At 65.5% G+C, this 16,290-nt stretch carries 11 protein-coding genes; 9 read left to right on the top strand and 2 right to left on the bottom strand.

The features are described 5' to 3' along the window. Positions 1-144: 144 nt before the first annotated feature. The 3 genes from GA645_RS27745 to GA645_RS27735 all read left to right on the top strand — a co-directional run bounded on the left by GA645_RS27745 (position 145) and on the right by GA645_RS27735 (position 2,566). Positions 145-669: a hypothetical protein gene (locus GA645_RS27745; protein ID WP_152227462.1), complete on the top strand. Its 525-nt coding sequence runs from the start codon at positions 145-147 to the stop codon at positions 667-669. A gap of 64 nt (positions 670-733) precedes the next feature. Then, on the top strand, positions 734-1,411 hold the full coding sequence (locus tag GA645_RS27740; RefSeq protein WP_152227460.1) for a hypothetical protein: 678 nt from the start codon (positions 734-736) through the stop codon (positions 1,409-1,411). Between the two features lie 108 nt (positions 1,412-1,519). Beyond that, positions 1,520-2,566 carry a low specificity L-threonine aldolase gene (locus GA645_RS27735; RefSeq protein ID WP_152227459.1) on the top strand — a complete coding sequence of 349 codons (1,047 nt, stop codon included), beginning with the start codon at positions 1,520-1,522 and terminating at the stop codon, positions 2,564-2,566. Between the two features lie 218 nt (positions 2,567-2,784). Here the strand turns inward: GA645_RS27735 and GA645_RS27730 are convergent, their stop codons facing one another. After that, positions 2,785-3,102 carry a heavy metal-binding domain-containing protein gene (locus GA645_RS27730; RefSeq protein WP_152227457.1) on the bottom strand — a complete coding sequence of 106 codons (318 nt, stop codon included), beginning with the start codon at positions 3,100-3,102 and terminating at the stop codon, positions 2,785-2,787. A 926-nt stretch (positions 3,103-4,028) separates the two neighbouring features. Here GA645_RS27730 and fusA point away from each other — a divergent pair. Continuing rightward, complete coding sequence (fusA, locus tag GA645_RS27725) at positions 4,029-6,077, top strand: elongation factor G (protein WP_152227454.1); 2,049 nt, start codon at positions 4,029-4,031, stop codon at positions 6,075-6,077. Positions 6,078-6,471: 394 nt separating this feature from the next. Then, a complete protein-coding gene (locus GA645_RS27720) occupies positions 6,472-8,922 on the top strand; it encodes a ferredoxin (protein ID WP_152227452.1) in 2,451 nt (816 codons plus the stop codon). Here GA645_RS27720 and gbcB read toward each other — a convergent pair. Then, on the bottom strand, positions 8,919-10,022 hold the full coding sequence (gene gbcB, locus GA645_RS27715) for a glycine-betaine demethylase subunit GbcB (RefSeq protein WP_152227450.1): 1,104 nt from the start codon (positions 10,020-10,022) through the stop codon (positions 8,919-8,921). The two genes, GA645_RS27720 and gbcB, sit on opposite strands and share 4 nt — an antisense overlap. 426 nt (positions 10,023-10,448) lie before the next feature. On the opposite strand from gbcB, the gene gbcA reads away from it, so the two are divergent. The 4 genes from gbcA (at position 10,449) to dgcA (ending at position 16,203) form a co-directional block, all read left to right on the top strand. Continuing rightward, positions 10,449-11,738: a glycine-betaine demethylase subunit GbcA gene (gbcA, locus tag GA645_RS27705; protein WP_152227446.1), complete on the top strand. Its 1,290-nt coding sequence runs from the start codon at positions 10,449-10,451 to the stop codon at positions 11,736-11,738. A 538-nt stretch (positions 11,739-12,276) separates the two neighbouring features. After that, positions 12,277-13,254, top strand: coding sequence for a dipeptidase (locus tag GA645_RS27700; RefSeq protein WP_152227444.1), 978 nt, complete (start codon positions 12,277-12,279; stop codon positions 13,252-13,254). A 210-nt stretch (positions 13,255-13,464) separates the two neighbouring features. Beyond that, positions 13,465-14,001: a 4-vinyl reductase gene (locus GA645_RS27695; protein ID WP_152227441.1), complete on the top strand. Its 537-nt coding sequence runs from the start codon at positions 13,465-13,467 to the stop codon at positions 13,999-14,001. Positions 14,002-14,142: 141 nt separating this feature from the next. Then, positions 14,143-16,203 carry a dimethylglycine demethylation protein DgcA gene (gene dgcA, locus GA645_RS27690; RefSeq protein ID WP_152227439.1) on the top strand — a complete coding sequence of 687 codons (2,061 nt, stop codon included), beginning with the start codon at positions 14,143-14,145 and terminating at the stop codon, positions 16,201-16,203. The last annotated feature ends 87 nt before the right edge of the window (positions 16,204-16,290 follow it).

Below are 16,290 nucleotides of genomic sequence, written 5' to 3'. Positions count from 1 at the left end.
GATGCCTATGTACGCCACGGCTAGGTGCGTTTGCGACATGGCGCGGATGGCGCAGAAGCGACCCGGCGCGTGGAATTGCCCGAGGCAGCGGGTCAGAATGCGACATGCCCGCGCCAGGACGGCGCCGCCTGCGGAGCTTTGGAGATGAAGCGCTTCCTTCTACCTGTGTCGCTGTGCCTTGCCCTGCTGCCCCAGGTGTCGGCGTGGGGCATGTCGCGGCTGTTCGACGGCGAGGCGACGGTCTGGATGCGCGGCGAGACGCTGTGCTTTGGCGACGTGGCCTTCAAGTCGCCCGGCCTGTTCTTCAACCGTACGCTTGCGGTCGATGAACGGCAGGTCGCGGTGCACTTCATCGAGGTGTCCCGCGAACCCTACGAATCCTATTGGGCGACAGGCGGGGTAGACGTTGCCCGTGGCGCGCCGCTGCGCAGCGATACCTGCTTCGCCTACGGGCAGGCGATTGCCGGCTTCAAGGAAAAGGCGCCGGCGCGACCGCTGACGCCCGGCATGTACAGCGTCACCGTCAGTGGGCACGACAGCGCCGGTGACGGCGCACGGGCCACCTTCATGAAGACCTTCTGCCTCGAATCGCGCGCGGATGGCCTGGCGGTGATCGACGCCGGCTATGACGAGAAGCTGGGCCGCTGGCGCTGCAAACCCTCGCAATGAAGCTGCCGATAGGAACCGTCAGGACAAGGGACTAAACTGCGCCTCTCCGAAATGCGAGGACGCCATGAACCGTTCCCTGACTCTGCTTTCCGCCCTGCTGGTCGCCGCGACCCTGCAGGGCTGCGGTGACGACAGCAAGCCCGCCAAGGCCCAGGCCCCCGAAGCCGCCAGCACGGCCGCCGCCGCGCCGGCCGGTGACAGCTGCACCGGCCACGTGCTGGAAAAGGCGCTGCCGCCGACCAAGGCTATCTACGGCTATCCCTACCTCTCCCGCGAGTGCGGCTATGACGACGCCACCATCGTCTATGGCAAGACCGACGGCACCCAGCGCCTGGTCGTGACCCTCACCGACACTGGCATGCCGGCGCCGGGCGCCGACCAGCAGGGCGAGGCCGCCAAGCGCTACCTGGCCGCCCAGGCCAAGCTGCGCGACACCACCAGCAAGAACGTCTCGCTGCTCAACCAGGCGCGCCAGGCCGCACTGCAGAACGGCACCGCCGCGCAGTTCGGCGGCGAGCAGTACCTGCCGGTGATCGACAGCACCCGCATGGGCGACCCGCTGGCGATCAGCGTGCCGGCGCCGGACGACAAGACTGGCGAATCCAGCCTGACCGGCCTGATCAAGGGGCGCTATGTGCTCAACATGAGCTCGCCGGACAAGCCCAACGGCGGCACCGCCCAGGCCCTGCGCGAATTGTTCGTACCCATCTCCGAACAGATGGCGCTGACCAAGCTGCCCTGATCCACCGCAAGGCCTCTCGGATAGAGAGGCCCCGCGCTCCCTCCGGCGGCGAGCGACCATCCGTTGCTACGCTGCTGCCAGACGTACAACGTTTTTCGAGGCCGCCCCATGACCGACAACACCCAGCAGTTCGCCAGCGACAACTATTCCGGTATCTGCCCCGAAGCCTGGGCCGCCATGGCCGAGGCCAACCGCGGCCACGAGCGCGCCTACGGCGACGACCAGTGGACCGCCCGCGCCTCCGACTACTTCCGGGAGCTGTTCGAGACCGACTGCGAGGTGTTCTTCGCCTTCAACGGCACGGCGGCCAATTCCCTGGCCCTGGCGTCGCTGTGCCAGAGCTACCACAGCGTGATCTGCGCCGAGACCGCCCACGTCGAGACTGACGAGTGCGGCGCGCCGGAGTTCTTCTCCAACGGCTCCAAGCTGCTGCTGGCGCGTACCGACGCCGAGGGCAAGCTGACCTCCGAGGCGATCCGCGAGATCGCCTTGAAGCGCCAGGACATCCACTACCCCAAGGCGCGGGTGGTCACCATTACCCAGGCCACCGAAGTCGGCACCGTCTACCGCCCCGACGAGCTGCAGGCGCTCAGCGCCACCTGCCGCGAGCTGGGGCTGCACCTGCACATGGATGGCGCACGCTTCTCCAACGCCTGCGCCTCTCTGGGCGCTACCCCAGCGGAGCTGACCTGGAAGTCCGGCGTCGAAGTCCTGTGCTTTGGCGGCACCAAGAACGGCATGGCGGTGGGCGAGGCCATCCTGTTCTTCAACCGTGAGCTGGCCGAAGGCTTCGATTACCGCTGCAAGCAGGCCGGCCAGCTGGCCTCGAAGATGCGCTTCCTCGCCGCGCCCTGGGTAGGCGTGCTGCAGGACGGCGCCTGGCTGCACTACGCCAACCACGCCAACCAGTGCGCGCGCCTGCTCGCCGAGCGCGTGGCGGATGTGCCGGGCGTCAGCCTGATGTTCCCGGTGGAGGCCAACGGGGTGTTCCTGCAGATGTCCGAGCCGGCGCTGGAAGCCCTGCGTCAGCACGGCTGGCGCTTCTATACCTTCATCGGCGCCGGCGGCGCGCGCTTCATGTGCTCCTGGGACACCGACATCGCCCGTGTCGAGGCGCTGGCGGCGGACATTCGCAAGGTGATGGGCGCCGCCTGAGTTGTCCCCAGGCGCTGGGGACGGTTGTTCGCGCAACCTGTCCCCAACCTGTGGATGAATGCCTGCAGGCCACGGATGGCGTGGATTGCAGCGGCTTGCTCAAATTTTGACCAGCGCTCGCCGGCCGGCTCCGCGTTCAACTGTAGGAGCGGGCCATGCCCGCGATCGCGCGCAGGGTGCGCTCCTACAAGAGCCCCTCACTCCGTTATGGACTACGCCTACACCCGCACTGCCGTCCCGCTCACACTGACCATCAGCATGCTGCCGTTCTGTCCCACCACTTCGTAATCCAGGTCGATGCCGACCACCGCGTTGGCGCCCAGCTCCTGCGCGCGCTCCTGCAGCTCCTCGAAGGCGATCTCCCGCGCCCGCCCCAGCTCTTTCTCATACGCACCGGCACGGCCGCCGATGATGTCGCGCAGGCCGGCGAACAGGTCACGGAACACGTTGGCGCCGAGGATCGCCTCGCCGACCACGATGCCTCGGTATTCCTGGATGGTCTTGCCTTCGATGGCGGGGGTGGTGGTGAGGATCATGGGCTGGCTCCTTGAATTGGGGAAATCCAGCATAGCCCCGCGCCCTCCCGAAGGCCGTGCCGGCAGTGTTTCAGAATTTCACCGGAAACCTGGGGGCAGCCTTGTGATAAAGCTGTGGATAAACTGGTGGAAAATGACAGCTCAGTTGCGCTTTCATGAACCGCGGAAAATGCTCGTGCTTTTTTTCGAAAGGCCCGTGGTCCGTGGCTTCCATGGCGTTAGGGTGGGGTTGTGAAGATCTCCACAGGTGCTGTGGAGGCAAGCTTGTCCAACCTGTGGAAAATCTGTTGGCGGGCGTCTGCAAGGCCGATGTACCGTGGCTTCTGCGAAGCTGGATGTTTTTTGATCAGGCAAGCATTTTCAGCCACTTGCGGGTCTGTGTATCGATTCCAGCGGTAATTCTGTGCACGAAGTTTCCACCGCTATCCCCGGTTTATGTTGACCCTCTTGTGAGTCGCCTGTGGAAAACAGTGCCGGCGCCCCGTTCTGCGAGGCTTGCGCGGGCTTGATCGAATAATGATCAGCGGTAGATGCAAGCGACTGATCCACAGCAGGTTTTCCCCAGCGGCGGGGTCTGCGTAAAACTTTCCACAATGCCTGTGGGGCGAATCTCGCAGAAGGTGTGGACAACCTGTACCCAGATCGCTGGATGCCTTGCCGGGCGCGGGCTCGTCATCTCAGATCGTTTTTTGATCAATCGCTGGAAGTCCGATGGATTCTGGCTTTCGGCGATTTTCGCGGGTTGTTTTCCACATTGGCTGTGCAGCGTTCTGCCGGGAAGGTGTGGGCGGGTTGTGGATGGATCGCTGCAGCGCCGATGGCTGCTGGGCTGCGCCGAACTGGTCAATTTTCGTCCATGGGCGCCGGAGGTGACTGCCTATAATCCATGAACTGCGAGGCAGGAACCCTGGGGGCGGGAGATCAGCATGTCCAGTTACTCCGTGGAACAGATCCGCACGGTCGCCCTGGTCGGCCATGGCGACAGCGGCAAGACGCTGCTCGCCGAAGCACTGCTGCAAGGCAGCGGCGTGATCACCAGCATGGGGTCGCTCGAGCGCGGCGATACGGCTTGCGACTCCGACCCCATGGAGCGCGATTACCATCACTCCCTCTCCGCCGCCCTGGTGCACTTCGAGCACGAAGGTGCGCACGTCCGCCTGATCGACACGCCCGGCTATCCCGACTTCATCGGTCACGCGCTGCCCGCGCTGGCGGCGGTGGAAACGGCCCTGGTGGTGGTGAACGCGCAGAACGGCGTCGAGCTGACCACCCGACGCATGATGGACTGGGCCGGCGAGCGCGGCCTGTGCCGGATGCTGGTAGTGAACAAGATCGATGCCGAGCGAGTTGACCTGCCGGGCCTGCTGGCGAACCTGCGCGAATCGTTCGGCAAGGAAGTCCTGCCGCTGAACCTGCCCGCTGGGGGCGGCACGCGGGTGGTGGACTGCTTCTTCGAGCCCGAGGGCGAGGCCGACTTTTCCTCCGTGGCCGAGGCGCACCAGGCGCTGGTGGACCAGGTGGTGGAAGTCGACGAGGCGCTGATGGCGCACTACCTGGAGGAGGGCGAGGTGGCACCCGAGGCGCTGCACGCGCCGTTCGAGCGGGCGCTGCGCGAGGGCCACCTGATTCCGCTGTGCTTCGTCTCGGCGCGCACCGGTGCCGGGATTCCTGAGCTGCTGAATGTGCTGGCGCGGCTGGCGCCCAACCCCGCCGAGGGCAACCCGCCGCTGTTCGTGCGCACCGACGACAGCGGTGACGTGGAGGATTTCCATTCCACCCCGGAACCCAAGGGCCACGTCCTGGCCCATGTATTCAAGGTGGTGATCGACCCCTTCGTCGGTCGCCTGGCGGTGTTCCGTGTGCACCAGGGCACGATCCAGCGGGACATGCAGCTGTTCGCCGGCGACGGCCGCAAGTCGTTCAAGGTCGGCCACCTGCTGCGCCTGCAAGGCAGGAAGCATGAGGAGGTGGGGCGCCTGATCCCCGGCGACTTCGGCGCCCTGAGCAAGGTCGATGAGCTGGAGTACGGCGTGGTGCTACACGATTCCCACGACGAGGACCATATCCGCCTCAAGCCCCTGAATTTCCCCACACCGATGCAGGGCCTGGCAATCGAAGCCAGCCGCCGCGGCGACGAGCAGCGTCTGGCGGAGATTCTCCAGCGCCTGCAGGCCGAGGACCCCTGCGTGCGCCTGGATTACAACGCCTCCACCCAGGAAACCGTGCTGCGCGGCATGGGCGAGCTGCACCTGCGCTATCTGCTCGAACGCATGGCCGGCCAGTACAAGCTGGAGGTGCAGACCCGCGCGCCCAGCGTGCCGTACCGGGAAACCGCGACACGCATGGCCGAGGGACACAGCCGGCACAAGAAGCAGACCGGCGGCGCCGGGCAGTTCGGCGAGGTGTTCCTGCGGGTGGAACCGCTGCCGCGTGGCGGTGGCTTCGAGTTCATCGATGCGGTGAAGGGCGGGGTGATCCCCGGCCAGTTCATCCTCTCGGTGGAGAAGGGCGTGCGTTCGGCGCTGGCGGCGGGCCCGCTGGCGGGCTTCCCGGTGGCCGATGTCAGGGTCACCGTCTACGACGGCAAGAGCCACTCGGTGGATTCCAAGGACATCGCCTTCCAGGCCGCCGGGCGCAAGGCGATGCTCGATGCGCTGCGCAACGCCGGCGGGATCGTCCTGGAGCCGGTGGTGAGCATCGAGGTGACCGCGCCGAATGTCCGCCTGGGCGATATCACCGCCGACCTGACGGGACGGCGCGGGCAGGTGATGGGCACCGAGTCGCTGTCGACCCATGTCGCGCTGATCCGTGGACAGGTGCCGCTGGCGGAGATGGAGGGCTACGCCAACCGGCTCAAGTCGATCACCGCCGGGCAGGGCCTCTACGACCTTTCGCCCAGCCATTACAGCGCGGTGCCGCAGGAGATGCAGCAGCGCCTGTCCAGCGGCTACAAGGCGGTACCGGAAGAAGACTGAAGCGAATGTGGATATTCGTCGCGGCCGGGGCGCGAAATACGCTCCGGTTGCGCTTTCGCGCGCCCATCGCGACGGGACTTCAATGGACTGTCAAAGCCAAGTGGCATGCGGGTTGCAGTCGGGATCGGGGCGGCCATTCGGGCCGGCCAGACGTGTCTCCGGGCGTGCGCCACGGCGCTTGCGTCCTGTGGATAACTCAGTGGGTAACGTGTGGGCCGGATGGGGTCAGGCTGTGATCGGAATTCGCTCATTCCATTGTCCGTGGACACCCTGCTGCAGGGCAGAGACAGCTTTCGGCCACCTCTTCGTCGGCGATACCGCGCGGGAGGACTGCGCTGGTGACTGGCCGGGGGGTTGATTACCCTTGGGCTTTGCCAACGGAGCGGGAAAGTTCATGGACGAGCGGACGACGGATAAGTCCCTGGGGCAGCTGTTGCTGCGAGCGGTGCCGGAGATCGCCTGGATCGGCGTCCTGGTCGCGCTTGGGGCCCTCTTGCCACTGCCGTTGATGGCGCTGGGCTGGCTCCTGCTGCTGGGAGCGGAGTGGGGGGCGGACCGCTGGCGGGGCAAGGTGCCGTTCCGCCTGCAACAGGCGCTGTTCTTCTGGATCCTGGGCGGCGGCATTGGGCTGAGCCGGGCCTTGCCGGGTTTCTGGCTGGGTCTGGGCGCCGGCCTAGTGCTGGTCATTGTCTGCATGCTGGTACAGATCCGCGTCGAGCGCGGCTTACGCCTGGAGCGGCAGAGCCCCAAGCCGCTGGACGTTCCGCTTCCGCCCGGTGCCAGCGCCTGGGGTAGCGGGGAGCTGCAGTGCACGCCGGAGGGCGAGCCGATCCGGGTGATCGATGGCGGCGAGATCGCCATGGGCGGCCCGGTCATCTGCGACTACCTGATGCCCGACGGCTATTTCATCCCTGGCGGTAATCCCTCGGCGCGATTCTCCAGCGACGGTCGCCATTTCGTATCGCCGATGCCGAGCCGCGGCGCCTGGGGACTGCTGATCTTCGACCGCCAGGAGCGCTTGCTCTACCGCTGCTCGGTGAGCGATTTCTGGGAGCTGGACAGCGTCACCGAAACCGAGGTGATCGGCCGTCACAGCCCCTTGACCTCGAATGCGCCACGCCGCCTTGATCTTCAGGCCCTCAAGGCCGCGACCGAGGCTGAGCCCTTCGTGGCCATCGGCGACCTCTGGCTGCCGCAGGACGAATGGAAGCGCTGGGCCGCGGATCAGCAGCCGCAGGCGCTCCCGACGCCGGTGGGAGGCCCGCGCCTGGAAAGCCATCCCTGGCTGCCAAGGAGCTTGTTGGCGCTGGACGATCCCTTCGCACCGCTGCACGCCGGCCAGGCGGAGCTATGGATAGACGGTGAAGCCAGCGGCTTCTACCTGCCCGGCCGCCAGCCGCCGATGGCCTGGCGGGCTGACGGAGAGGCGTTGGTCTTCCAGGCGGCGGACGAACCGCTTGGGCGCTATCGCTACTGGTTGTGGCGGCGCGATGTGGGCGCGCAGCCGTTGGGCGAACCCTGGAGTTCGCTGTCTCGTGAACCCTACGCCGGTGGCCCCGAGCTGCTGGCGCTGGAGGGGGGCCGGGCCCGCTTCGGCCTGACGCTCGCTCAGCCCTGCCTGTCCTACGAGCGCTACGGCACCCTGGGGTCGCACAGCTACTCGACGCTCCACCTGCTCACGGGGCATGCCGCGGACGATCGGCCCTGCTGGATCGAATCCGGCATGCCGCAACTGGAAATCCTGCTGCCTCTCGAAGGCCCCGGCGGGCGGTCGGGTTGCCTGTTGCAGAGCGCGCCGCTGAGCGACGGCCAGCGGGCGACCTGGGAATGGCTGCGCGATGACACTGAGGGAGAGCGGGGCGCCTACGCACTCCGCATCGGCGACTGGCAGCCGGAAGGCGAGTGGCTGATCGACCACCGGGTTTCCGATTGCGGCCGCTACCTGGCCCTGGTCGCCTTCGCCGAGGCGCCCACCCTGCCACAACGCCTGGCCATCCTCGATTGCCGGGAGCGACGCCTGGACTGGCTTGACGAACCACTGTCCGACCTTCATCTGCAAGGCTTCGTCGATGGCAAGGTGCACCTGGTGCGCCTGCTCGGGCGCAATCGCTACCAGCCGCCGAGTGGGCCGGGGGAAGGCGATTCCGGCCTGCTCCGGCGTTTCGACGAGGCCCTGCCCGAACCGCAGGCGTGGCACGACTTCGGCCGTTATCGGGATGACTGGCGGCTCTACTACGAGCAGGAGCGGGTGGCGTTCGACGGCCAGGCCTGGCGGCGGCTATCCAGGGCGCGCCGGCTCGATGCGCCGCCACGGCCATGGAGCGGCGACGGCTTCGTCCTGCCGGCACCGGTCTCGGAGGATGCGGCCTGGGGCTTCGGCTTCCACGACGAGGTCGCTCACCAGGACGAGGAGGGGCGGGCGTGCTTCAGCCGCGATGGCTACCTGCTCACCGCGTCAGGCATTGGTGTCTCCAACCTGGCTGCGCCGATGATCTGGTCCGCCGATGGACGCTACCTGGCCTTGACCCGGCATGTCGGGCGCTTCGAGGAGCGCGGCCTGGAGGCGGACCAGTGGCGTCTGCTGTTGCTCGATGTGCGCGAGCGTACGCTCCGCCGCTATCGCGACGACCTGGGCGAGTGGCCGTGCTTCGAGGCTTTCGATTCCGATCTGCAGGTACGCAGCGGCAGCGCTGATGCGCGGGCGGGACGCTTCGTGCTCGGTCTGGACGCCTTGTTGAAAGCGCCCGCCGAGCCGTTGCAGGCCAGCGGCGCGCGCTGGCTGCCGGCGGAGGAGTGGTCGCGCAGGCACTACTGGGAGCGCCTGGCGTTTGCGTCGCGTGCTTAGTACTCGATCACCACGTCGCCCTTGGGCACGCTGCAGCAGGACAGGATGTAGCCTTCGGCCACGTCTTCGTCGGTGATACCACCGTTGTGCTCCATGTCGACTTCGCCGGAGCGCTTCATCACCTTGCAGGTGCCGCAGATGCCCATGCCGCAGGCCTTGGGAATGTGCAGGCCGAGCTTGGCGGCGGCGGCGTGGACGGTTTCGCCCGGCGCCACGCGGATGCTCTTGCCGGTTTCGCAGAAGTCCACCTGGTGCAGGTCGGCAGCGGGCACTTCCGGCGCCTCGGCGGCTTCGGCGGCCAGCTCCTTCACTTCCTCGCGGACTTCCGGCGGGGTCGGGCCGAAGGCTTCCTCGTGGTAGCGCGACATGTCGAAGCCCTCGGCTTCGAGCAGGCGCTTGACCGCGTGCATGTAGGGCGTCGGGCCGCAGCAGAAGATCTCGCGCTCGAGGAAGTCCGGGGCCATCAGCTGCAGCATCGCCTTGTTCAGGTAGCCACGGTAGCCGGCCCAGGTCTCGCCGATTTCGTATTTCTCGCAGATCAGGTGCAGCTTGAAGTTGTTGATCCGCGAGGTCATGTGGTCGAGCTCGCGGTGGTAGATGATGTCCTTGGGCGTGCGCGCGCTGTGCACGAAGATCATGTCGACATTGCCGTTGGTGTCGAAGAACCAGCGCGCCATGGACATCACCGGGGTGATGCCGACGCCGCCGGAAAGGTAGAGCACCTTGTCGGCCTGGAAGTCGATGGCGTTGAAGTTGCCCACCGGACCGTGCACCGGCAGCACGTCGCCTTCCTTGAGGTTGTCGTGCAGCCAGTTGGAGACCTTGCCGCCCGGCACGCGCTTGATGGTGATGGAGAAGCTGTAGGGCACCGAGGGCGAGCTGGAAATGGTGTAGGAGCGCATGATCGGCAGGCCGTCGATCTCCAGCTCCAGGGTGACGAACTGCCCCGGCTTGAAGAAAAACATCAGTGGCTGGTCGGCCGCGAAGCAGAAGGTGCGTACGTCCCAGGTTTCCTGGATGGCTTTGACGCAGCGCACCAGGTGGCGGCCGTTGGCCCAGGTCTGGGTATTCACCGGATTGAGGAAGTTGTTCGTCGACATGCTGTCTCTCCGCGCACGCGGGCCGTCGTCGGCCTTGTAGGGGCAGCGCCGGGGCCGGTGCGGGTCGCGAGTGGGCGACGGCTGAAGCACGGGCCTTTCGGCATGCCTGATGGAGCCGATTGTGTACAGGAGCCCGTGCGCCCATTTACCTGCCAGCGACATTTGCATGCTTATCGCGACCTGCCGCCTGGCGTGCGGGCCTGCGCGTCGGAAACGGATGCGGTCGTGTCGCCCATGGATAAGGGTGATGTCGGCGCGCGGCCCCACACTCAGCCTCAGCCGAGCAACCTTTCGCAGTTGTATGAGGACGACGGGCAAAGGCGCTCTCGGCGCGCCTGACACCTGTCGCCACTGCCCTGCGTGGCACACCGTATCAGCCACTTAATTTCCGCCGGCAGCCCCTGGCTGCGGCATGAGGACCCACCGATGGACGTCACCACCAAGCTGAGTCTGGGCGATCCGCTGGAACCGGCCCGCAAGGCCACCGCCGAGATGCTGCACAGCCGCGACCACAGTTTCTCGCTGCCGCAACCTTTCTACAGCGACGAGCGCCTGTTCCAGATCGACATGCAGGAGATCTTCCACAAGGAGTGGCTGATCGCCGGCATGACCTGCGAGATCCCGGCCAAGGGCAATTTCCTCACCCTGCAGATCGGCGACAACCCGATCATCGTGCTGCGCGGCGCCGAGGGTAAGATCCATGCCTTCCACAACGTCTGCCGCCACCGTGGCTCGCGCCTGTGCGTCAGCGACAAGGGCAAGGTCGCCAAGCTGGTCTGCCCGTACCACCAGTGGACCTACGAGCTGGACGGCCGTCTGCTGTTCGCCGGCACCGAGATGGGCGCCGACTTCGACATGAAGGACTACAGCCTGAAACCGGTGAACGTGAAGACCGCCGGCGGCTACATCTTCATCTCCCTGGCCGAGAACCCGCCGGCCATCGACGATTTCCTGCGTACACTCGAGCACTACATGGAGCCGTACGACATGGAGAATGCCAAGGTCGCGGTGCAGACCACCCTCCGCGAGAAGGCCAACTGGAAGCTGGTGCTCGAGAACAACCGCGAGTGCTACCACTGCAACGGTTCGCACCCGGAGCTGCTCAAGACCCTGCTGGAGTGGGACGACGTCACCGACCCGCGCGCCAGCCAGGCGTTCAAGGACCAGGTCGCCGCCTGCACCAAGGCCTGGGACGAGGAGAAGATCCCCTACGCCCACGAAAGCTTCGGCCTGCGCAACCGCATCGTGCGCATGCCGCTGCTCGACGGCACCGTGTCCATGACCATGGACGGCAAGCAGGGCAGCAAGAAACTGATGGGCCGCATCAAGAACCCGGACCTGGGCTCCATGCGCATCCTGCACCTGCCCCATGCCTGGAACCACTGCATGGGCGACCACATGATCGTCTTCACCGTGTGGCCGATCAGCGCGCAGGAATCCGTGGTCACCACCAAGTGGCTGGTGCACAAGGATGCGGTGGAAGGCGAGGACTACGACGTGGCACGCCTGCGCGAAGTCTGGGATGCCACCAACGACCAGGACCGCCGTCTGGCTGAAGAGAACCAGCGTGGCATCAACTCCACCGCCTATCAGCCGGGTCCGTATTCCAAGACCTACGAGTTCGGCGTGATCAACTTCCTCGACTGGTACAGCGAGCGCATGCTCAACAACCTGGGCGAGCAGTCCGCCCACGCCCGTCTGGTCGCTGGCGAGTAACGGTTCCATCCGGCGCCCCCTTGCGGGGGCGCCGTCATTTCGGAGGATTCCACGTGGACGCCATGCTCTTCTATAGCAGCTCCGCCTTCGTCACCGGCCTGGTGGCGTGGAATATCTTTGCCTGCTGGCGCAAGCGCTGATTGGCCTCATCCGCGATTCCGCGCTTTTGTTCCGCCTGAAATTGGCTGCCTCCAGGGTTGCCGGTGAACTCGTCGTAGGATGGGTGGAACTTGCGATACCCATCAGTGCGGCCTGATCGTGAATCGATGGGTATCGCTTCGCTCCACCCCATCCGACATGTCGGCTTCGAATCCCCCCTCACACTGTAATTCGCGGCTTCCGGGCTTTCTTGCGGCGCACTTTCTCCTGCGCGACGCAAACGCTGTCGCCCATGTCGCCAGGTTGACGCTTTCGGTACGACCCTGGTCGTTTTCGAAGCGGGTCCCCTCCGGTGCCGAGGATATCCTGCCTCAAAGCGTCGGCACAAGTCCCGGCGCGCCACGCCTGACAAGCCTTGCCTGACTAGAGAGACACCAAGATGAGCCCAGCCGAAATTCACGCCGACAGCATCGTCATCGATGGCCTGATCATCGCCAAGTGGAACCGCGAGCTGTTCGAAGACATGCGCAAGGGTGGCCTGACCGCCGCCAACTGCACCGTCTCGGTGTGGGAAGGCTTCCAGGCCACGGTGAACAACATCGCCGCGAGCAACAAGCTGATCCGCGAGAACAGCGACCTGGTGATCCCGGTGCGCTCCACCGCCGACATCCGCAAGGCCAAGGAGCAGGGCAAGACCGGCATCCTCTTCGGCTTCCAGAACGCCCATGCGTTCGAGGACCAGGTCGGCTACGTGGAGATCTTCAAGCAGCTCGGCGTGGGCATCGTGCAGATGTGCTACAACACCCAGAACCTGGTCGGCACCGGCTGCTACGAGCGCGACGGCGGCCTCTCCGGCTTCGGTCGCGAGATCGTCGCGGAGATGAACCGCGTCGGCGTCATGTGCGACCTGTCCCACGTCGGCTCCAAGACTTCCGAGGAAGTCATCCTCGAATCGAAGAAGCCGGTCTGCTACTCCCACTGCCTGCCGTCGGGCCTGAAAGAGCACCCGCGCAACAAGTCCGACGAAGAGCTGAAGTTCATCGCCGACCACGGCGGCTTCGTCGGCGTGACCATGTTCGCGCCCTTCCTCGCCAAGGGCATCGACTCGACCATCGACGACTACGCCGAGGCCATCGAGTACGTGATGAACATCGTCGGCGAGGACGCCATCGGCATCGGCACCGACTTCACCCAGGGTCACGGCCAGGACTTCTTCGAGTGGCTGACCCACGACAAGGGTTACGCACGCCGCCTGACCAGCTTCGGCAAGATCGTCAACCCGCTGGGCATCCGCACCGTGGGCGAGTTCCCCAACCTCACCGAGACCCTGCTCAAGCGCGGCATGCCCGAGCGCGTGGTGCGCAAGGTCATGGGCGAGAACTGGGTACGGATTCTCGCCGACGTCTGGGGCGAGTGATGAATACCCCCGGGACCTGCTGCGCACACCGATAGCCGCGTCGTGTCCTCGCGACAAGCTCGCCGTACAGTCGTACTGCTCTCGCTTGTCGCTGCGGGACTCCTTGCTCTCGATGTGCTCGCGACGGCCCCAGGGGCATTCATCGGCACTTCTCATAACTGAAAGCAGGGCTATGCCCTGCCGGAACAGCAAATTCTGGAGTCTGCACACATGGCCAAACACGCCCCCGAACTGCCCATCGAAGTCGACAGTGAAACCGGAGTCTGGACCACCGACGCCCTGCCGATGCTCTACGTGCCGCGGCACTTCTTCGTCAACAACCACATGGGCATCGAGGAAGAGCTGGGCGCCGAGCGCTATGCCGAAATCCTCTACAAGGCCGGCTACAAGTCCGCCTGGCACTGGTGCGAGAAAGAGGCCGAGTGTCATGGTCTGGAAGGCGTCGCCGTCTTCGAGCACTACATGAAGCGCCTGTCCCAGCGTGGCTGGGGCCTGTTCCAGATCGAGAGCATCGACCTGGACAAGGGCACCGCCGAAGTGCGCCTGAAGCACTCCGCCTTCGTGTACGTGTACGGCAAGGTCAACCGCAAGGTCGACTACATGTTCACCGGCTGGTTCGCCGGTGCCATGGACCAGATCCTCCAGGCGCGCGGCAGCAAGCTGCGCACCGTCGCCGAGCAGGTCTACAGCGGTGCCGAGGAAGGTCATGACGACGGCCTGTTTGTGGTGAAACCCATTCAGGCGTGATGGCGGACGGCTGGGTCCCCGCCTGCGCGGGGATGACGCCGGAACGTCGTTCCCGCGAACGCGGGAATCCAGAGAACAAAAAAGCAGGACGGACACTGACCAGTTCCTGCCAGAACAAGCTGAATTCGTGAGGATGCCGCAATGGCTTTCGAGGCAATGTTCCAGCCGATCCAGATCGGCAAGCTGACCATCCGCAACCGCGTACTCTCCACCGCCCACGCCGAGGTCTACGCCACCGACGGCGGGATGACCACCGAGCGCTACGTGAAGTACTACGAGGAGAAGGCCAAGGGCGGCATCGGCCTGGCCATCTGCGGCGGTTCCTCCGTGGTTGCCATCGACAGCCCGCAGGAATGGTGGAGCTCGGTGAACCTGTCCACCGACCGCATCATCCCGCACTTCCAGAACCTGGCCGACGCCATGCACAAGCATGGGGCCAAGATCATGATCCAGATTACCCACATGGGCCGCCGCTCGCGCTGGGACGGCTTCAACTGGCCGACCCTGATGTCCCCGTCGGGCATCCGCGAGCCCGTGCACCGCGCCACCTGCAAGACCATCGAGCCGGAAGAGATCTGGCGCGTGATCGGCAACTACGCGCAAGCGGCCCGTCGCGCGAAAGCCGGCGGCCTGGACGGCGTCGAGCTGTCCGCCGTGCACCAGCACATGATCGACCAGTTCTGGAGCCCGCGCGTCAACAAGCGTACCGACGAGTGGGGCGGCACCTTCGAAGGCCGCATGAAGTTCGGCCTGGAAGTGCTCAAGGCCGTGCGCAAGGAAGTCGGCGACGACTTCTGCGTCGGCATGCGCATCTGCGGCGACGAGTTCCATCCGGACGGTCTGACCCATGAAGACATGAAGCAGATCGCCAAGTACTACAGCGACACCGGCATGATCGACTTCATCGGTGTGGTCGGCTCGGGTTGCGACACCCACAACACCCTGGCCAACGTCATCCCGAACATGACCTACCCGCCGGAGCCGTTCCTGCACCTGGCCGCCGGCATCAAGGAAGTGGTCAACGTGCCGGTGCTGCACGCGCAGAACATCAAGGACCCGAACCAGGCCACCCGCATCCTCGAAGGCGGCTACGTGGACATGGTCGGCATGACCCGCGCGCACATCGCCGACCCGCACCTGATCGCCAAGATCAAGATGGGCCAGATCGACCAGATCAAGCAGTGCGTCGGTGCCAACTACTGCATCGACCGCCAGTACCAGGGCCTGGACGTGCTGTGCATCCAGAACGCCGCCACCAGCCGTGAATACATGGGCGTGCCGCACATCATCGAGAAGACCACCGGCGTGAAGCGCAAGGTCGTCGTCGTCGGTGGCGGCCCGGCCGGCATGGAGGCGGCGCGCGTCGCCGCCGAGCGTGGCCACGACGTGACCCTGTTCGAGAAGAAGGACCAGCTGGGCGGGCAGATCACCACCGCCTCGAAGGCTCCGCAGCGCGACCAGATCGCCGGCATCACCCGCTGGTACCAGCTGGAACTGGCGCGGCTGAACGTCGACCTGCGCCTGGGCACCGGCGCGGATGCCGACACCATCATGGACCTGCGCCCCGACGTGGTGGTGCTGGCCAACGGTGGCCATCCGTTCCTCGAGCAGAACGAACACTGGGGCGCCGCCGAAGGGCTGGTGGTCAGCAGCTGGGACGTGCTCGACGGCAAGGTGGCGCCGGGCAAGAACGTGCTGGTCTACGACACCATCTGCGAATTCAGCGGCATGTCGGTGGCCGACTTCCTCGCCGACAAGGGTGCCCAGGTCGAGATCGTCACCGACGACATCAAGCCGGGCGTGGCCATCGGTGGCACCACCTTCCCGACCTACTACCGCAGCATGTACCCCAAGGAAGTGATCATGACCGGGGACCTGATGCTGGAGAAGGTCTACCGCGAGGGCGACAAGCTGGTGGCGGTGCTGGAGAACGAATACACCGGCGCCAAAGAGGAGAGGGTGGTCGACCAGATCGTCGTGGAAAACGGCGTACGTCCGGACGAGAGCCTGTACTACGCGCTCAAGCAGGGCTCGCGCAACAAGGGGCAGATCGACGTCGAGGCGCTGTTCGCGATCAAGCCGCAGCCGTGTCTCTCCGAGCCGGGTGATGGCTACCTGCTGTTCCGCATCGGCGACTGCGTGGCCCAGCGCAATACCCACGCTGCAATCTATGACGCACTGCGTCTGTGCAAGGACTTCTGACGCTTCCAGGCAAACGTAGGATGGGTAGAGCGAAGCGAAACCCATCGATCCCGGAGACAGCATGGGTATCGCTGCGCTCCACCCATC

It is taken from the genome of Pseudomonas sp. SCB32, from assembly GCF_009189165.1.
Taxonomy (GTDB): domain Bacteria; phylum Pseudomonadota; class Gammaproteobacteria; order Pseudomonadales; family Pseudomonadaceae; genus Pseudomonas.
This window is presented reverse-complemented; position numbering and strand designations above follow the sequence as displayed.

Excerpts from the sequence above, each read along its gene's own strand:
- fusA (WP_152227454.1), top strand. The coding sequence starts at position 4,029 with ATGTCCAGTTACTCCGTGGAACAGATCCGCACGGTCGCCCTGGTCGGC.
- GA645_RS27730 (WP_152227457.1), bottom strand. The coding sequence starts at position 3,102 with ATGATCCTCACCACCACCCCCGCCATCGAAGGCAAGACCATCCAGGAA.
- gbcA (WP_152227446.1), top strand. The coding sequence starts at position 10,449 with ATGGACGTCACCACCAAGCTGAGTCTGGGCGATCCGCTGGAACCGGCC.
- gbcB (WP_152227450.1), bottom strand. The coding sequence starts at position 10,022 with ATGTCGACGAACAACTTCCTCAATCCGGTGAATACCCAGACCTGGGCC.
- GA645_RS27740 (WP_152227460.1), top strand. The coding sequence starts at position 734 with ATGAACCGTTCCCTGACTCTGCTTTCCGCCCTGCTGGTCGCCGCGACC.
- GA645_RS27735 (WP_152227459.1), top strand. The coding sequence starts at position 1,520 with ATGACCGACAACACCCAGCAGTTCGCCAGCGACAACTATTCCGGTATC.
- GA645_RS27720 (WP_152227452.1), top strand. The coding sequence starts at position 6,472 with ATGGACGAGCGGACGACGGATAAGTCCCTGGGGCAGCTGTTGCTGCGA.
- GA645_RS27745 (WP_152227462.1), top strand. The coding sequence starts at position 145 with ATGAAGCGCTTCCTTCTACCTGTGTCGCTGTGCCTTGCCCTGCTGCCC.
- dgcA (WP_152227439.1), top strand. The coding sequence starts at position 14,143 with ATGGCTTTCGAGGCAATGTTCCAGCCGATCCAGATCGGCAAGCTGACC.
- GA645_RS27695 (WP_152227441.1), top strand. The coding sequence starts at position 13,465 with ATGGCCAAACACGCCCCCGAACTGCCCATCGAAGTCGACAGTGAAACC.
- GA645_RS27700 (WP_152227444.1), top strand. The coding sequence starts at position 12,277 with ATGAGCCCAGCCGAAATTCACGCCGACAGCATCGTCATCGATGGCCTG.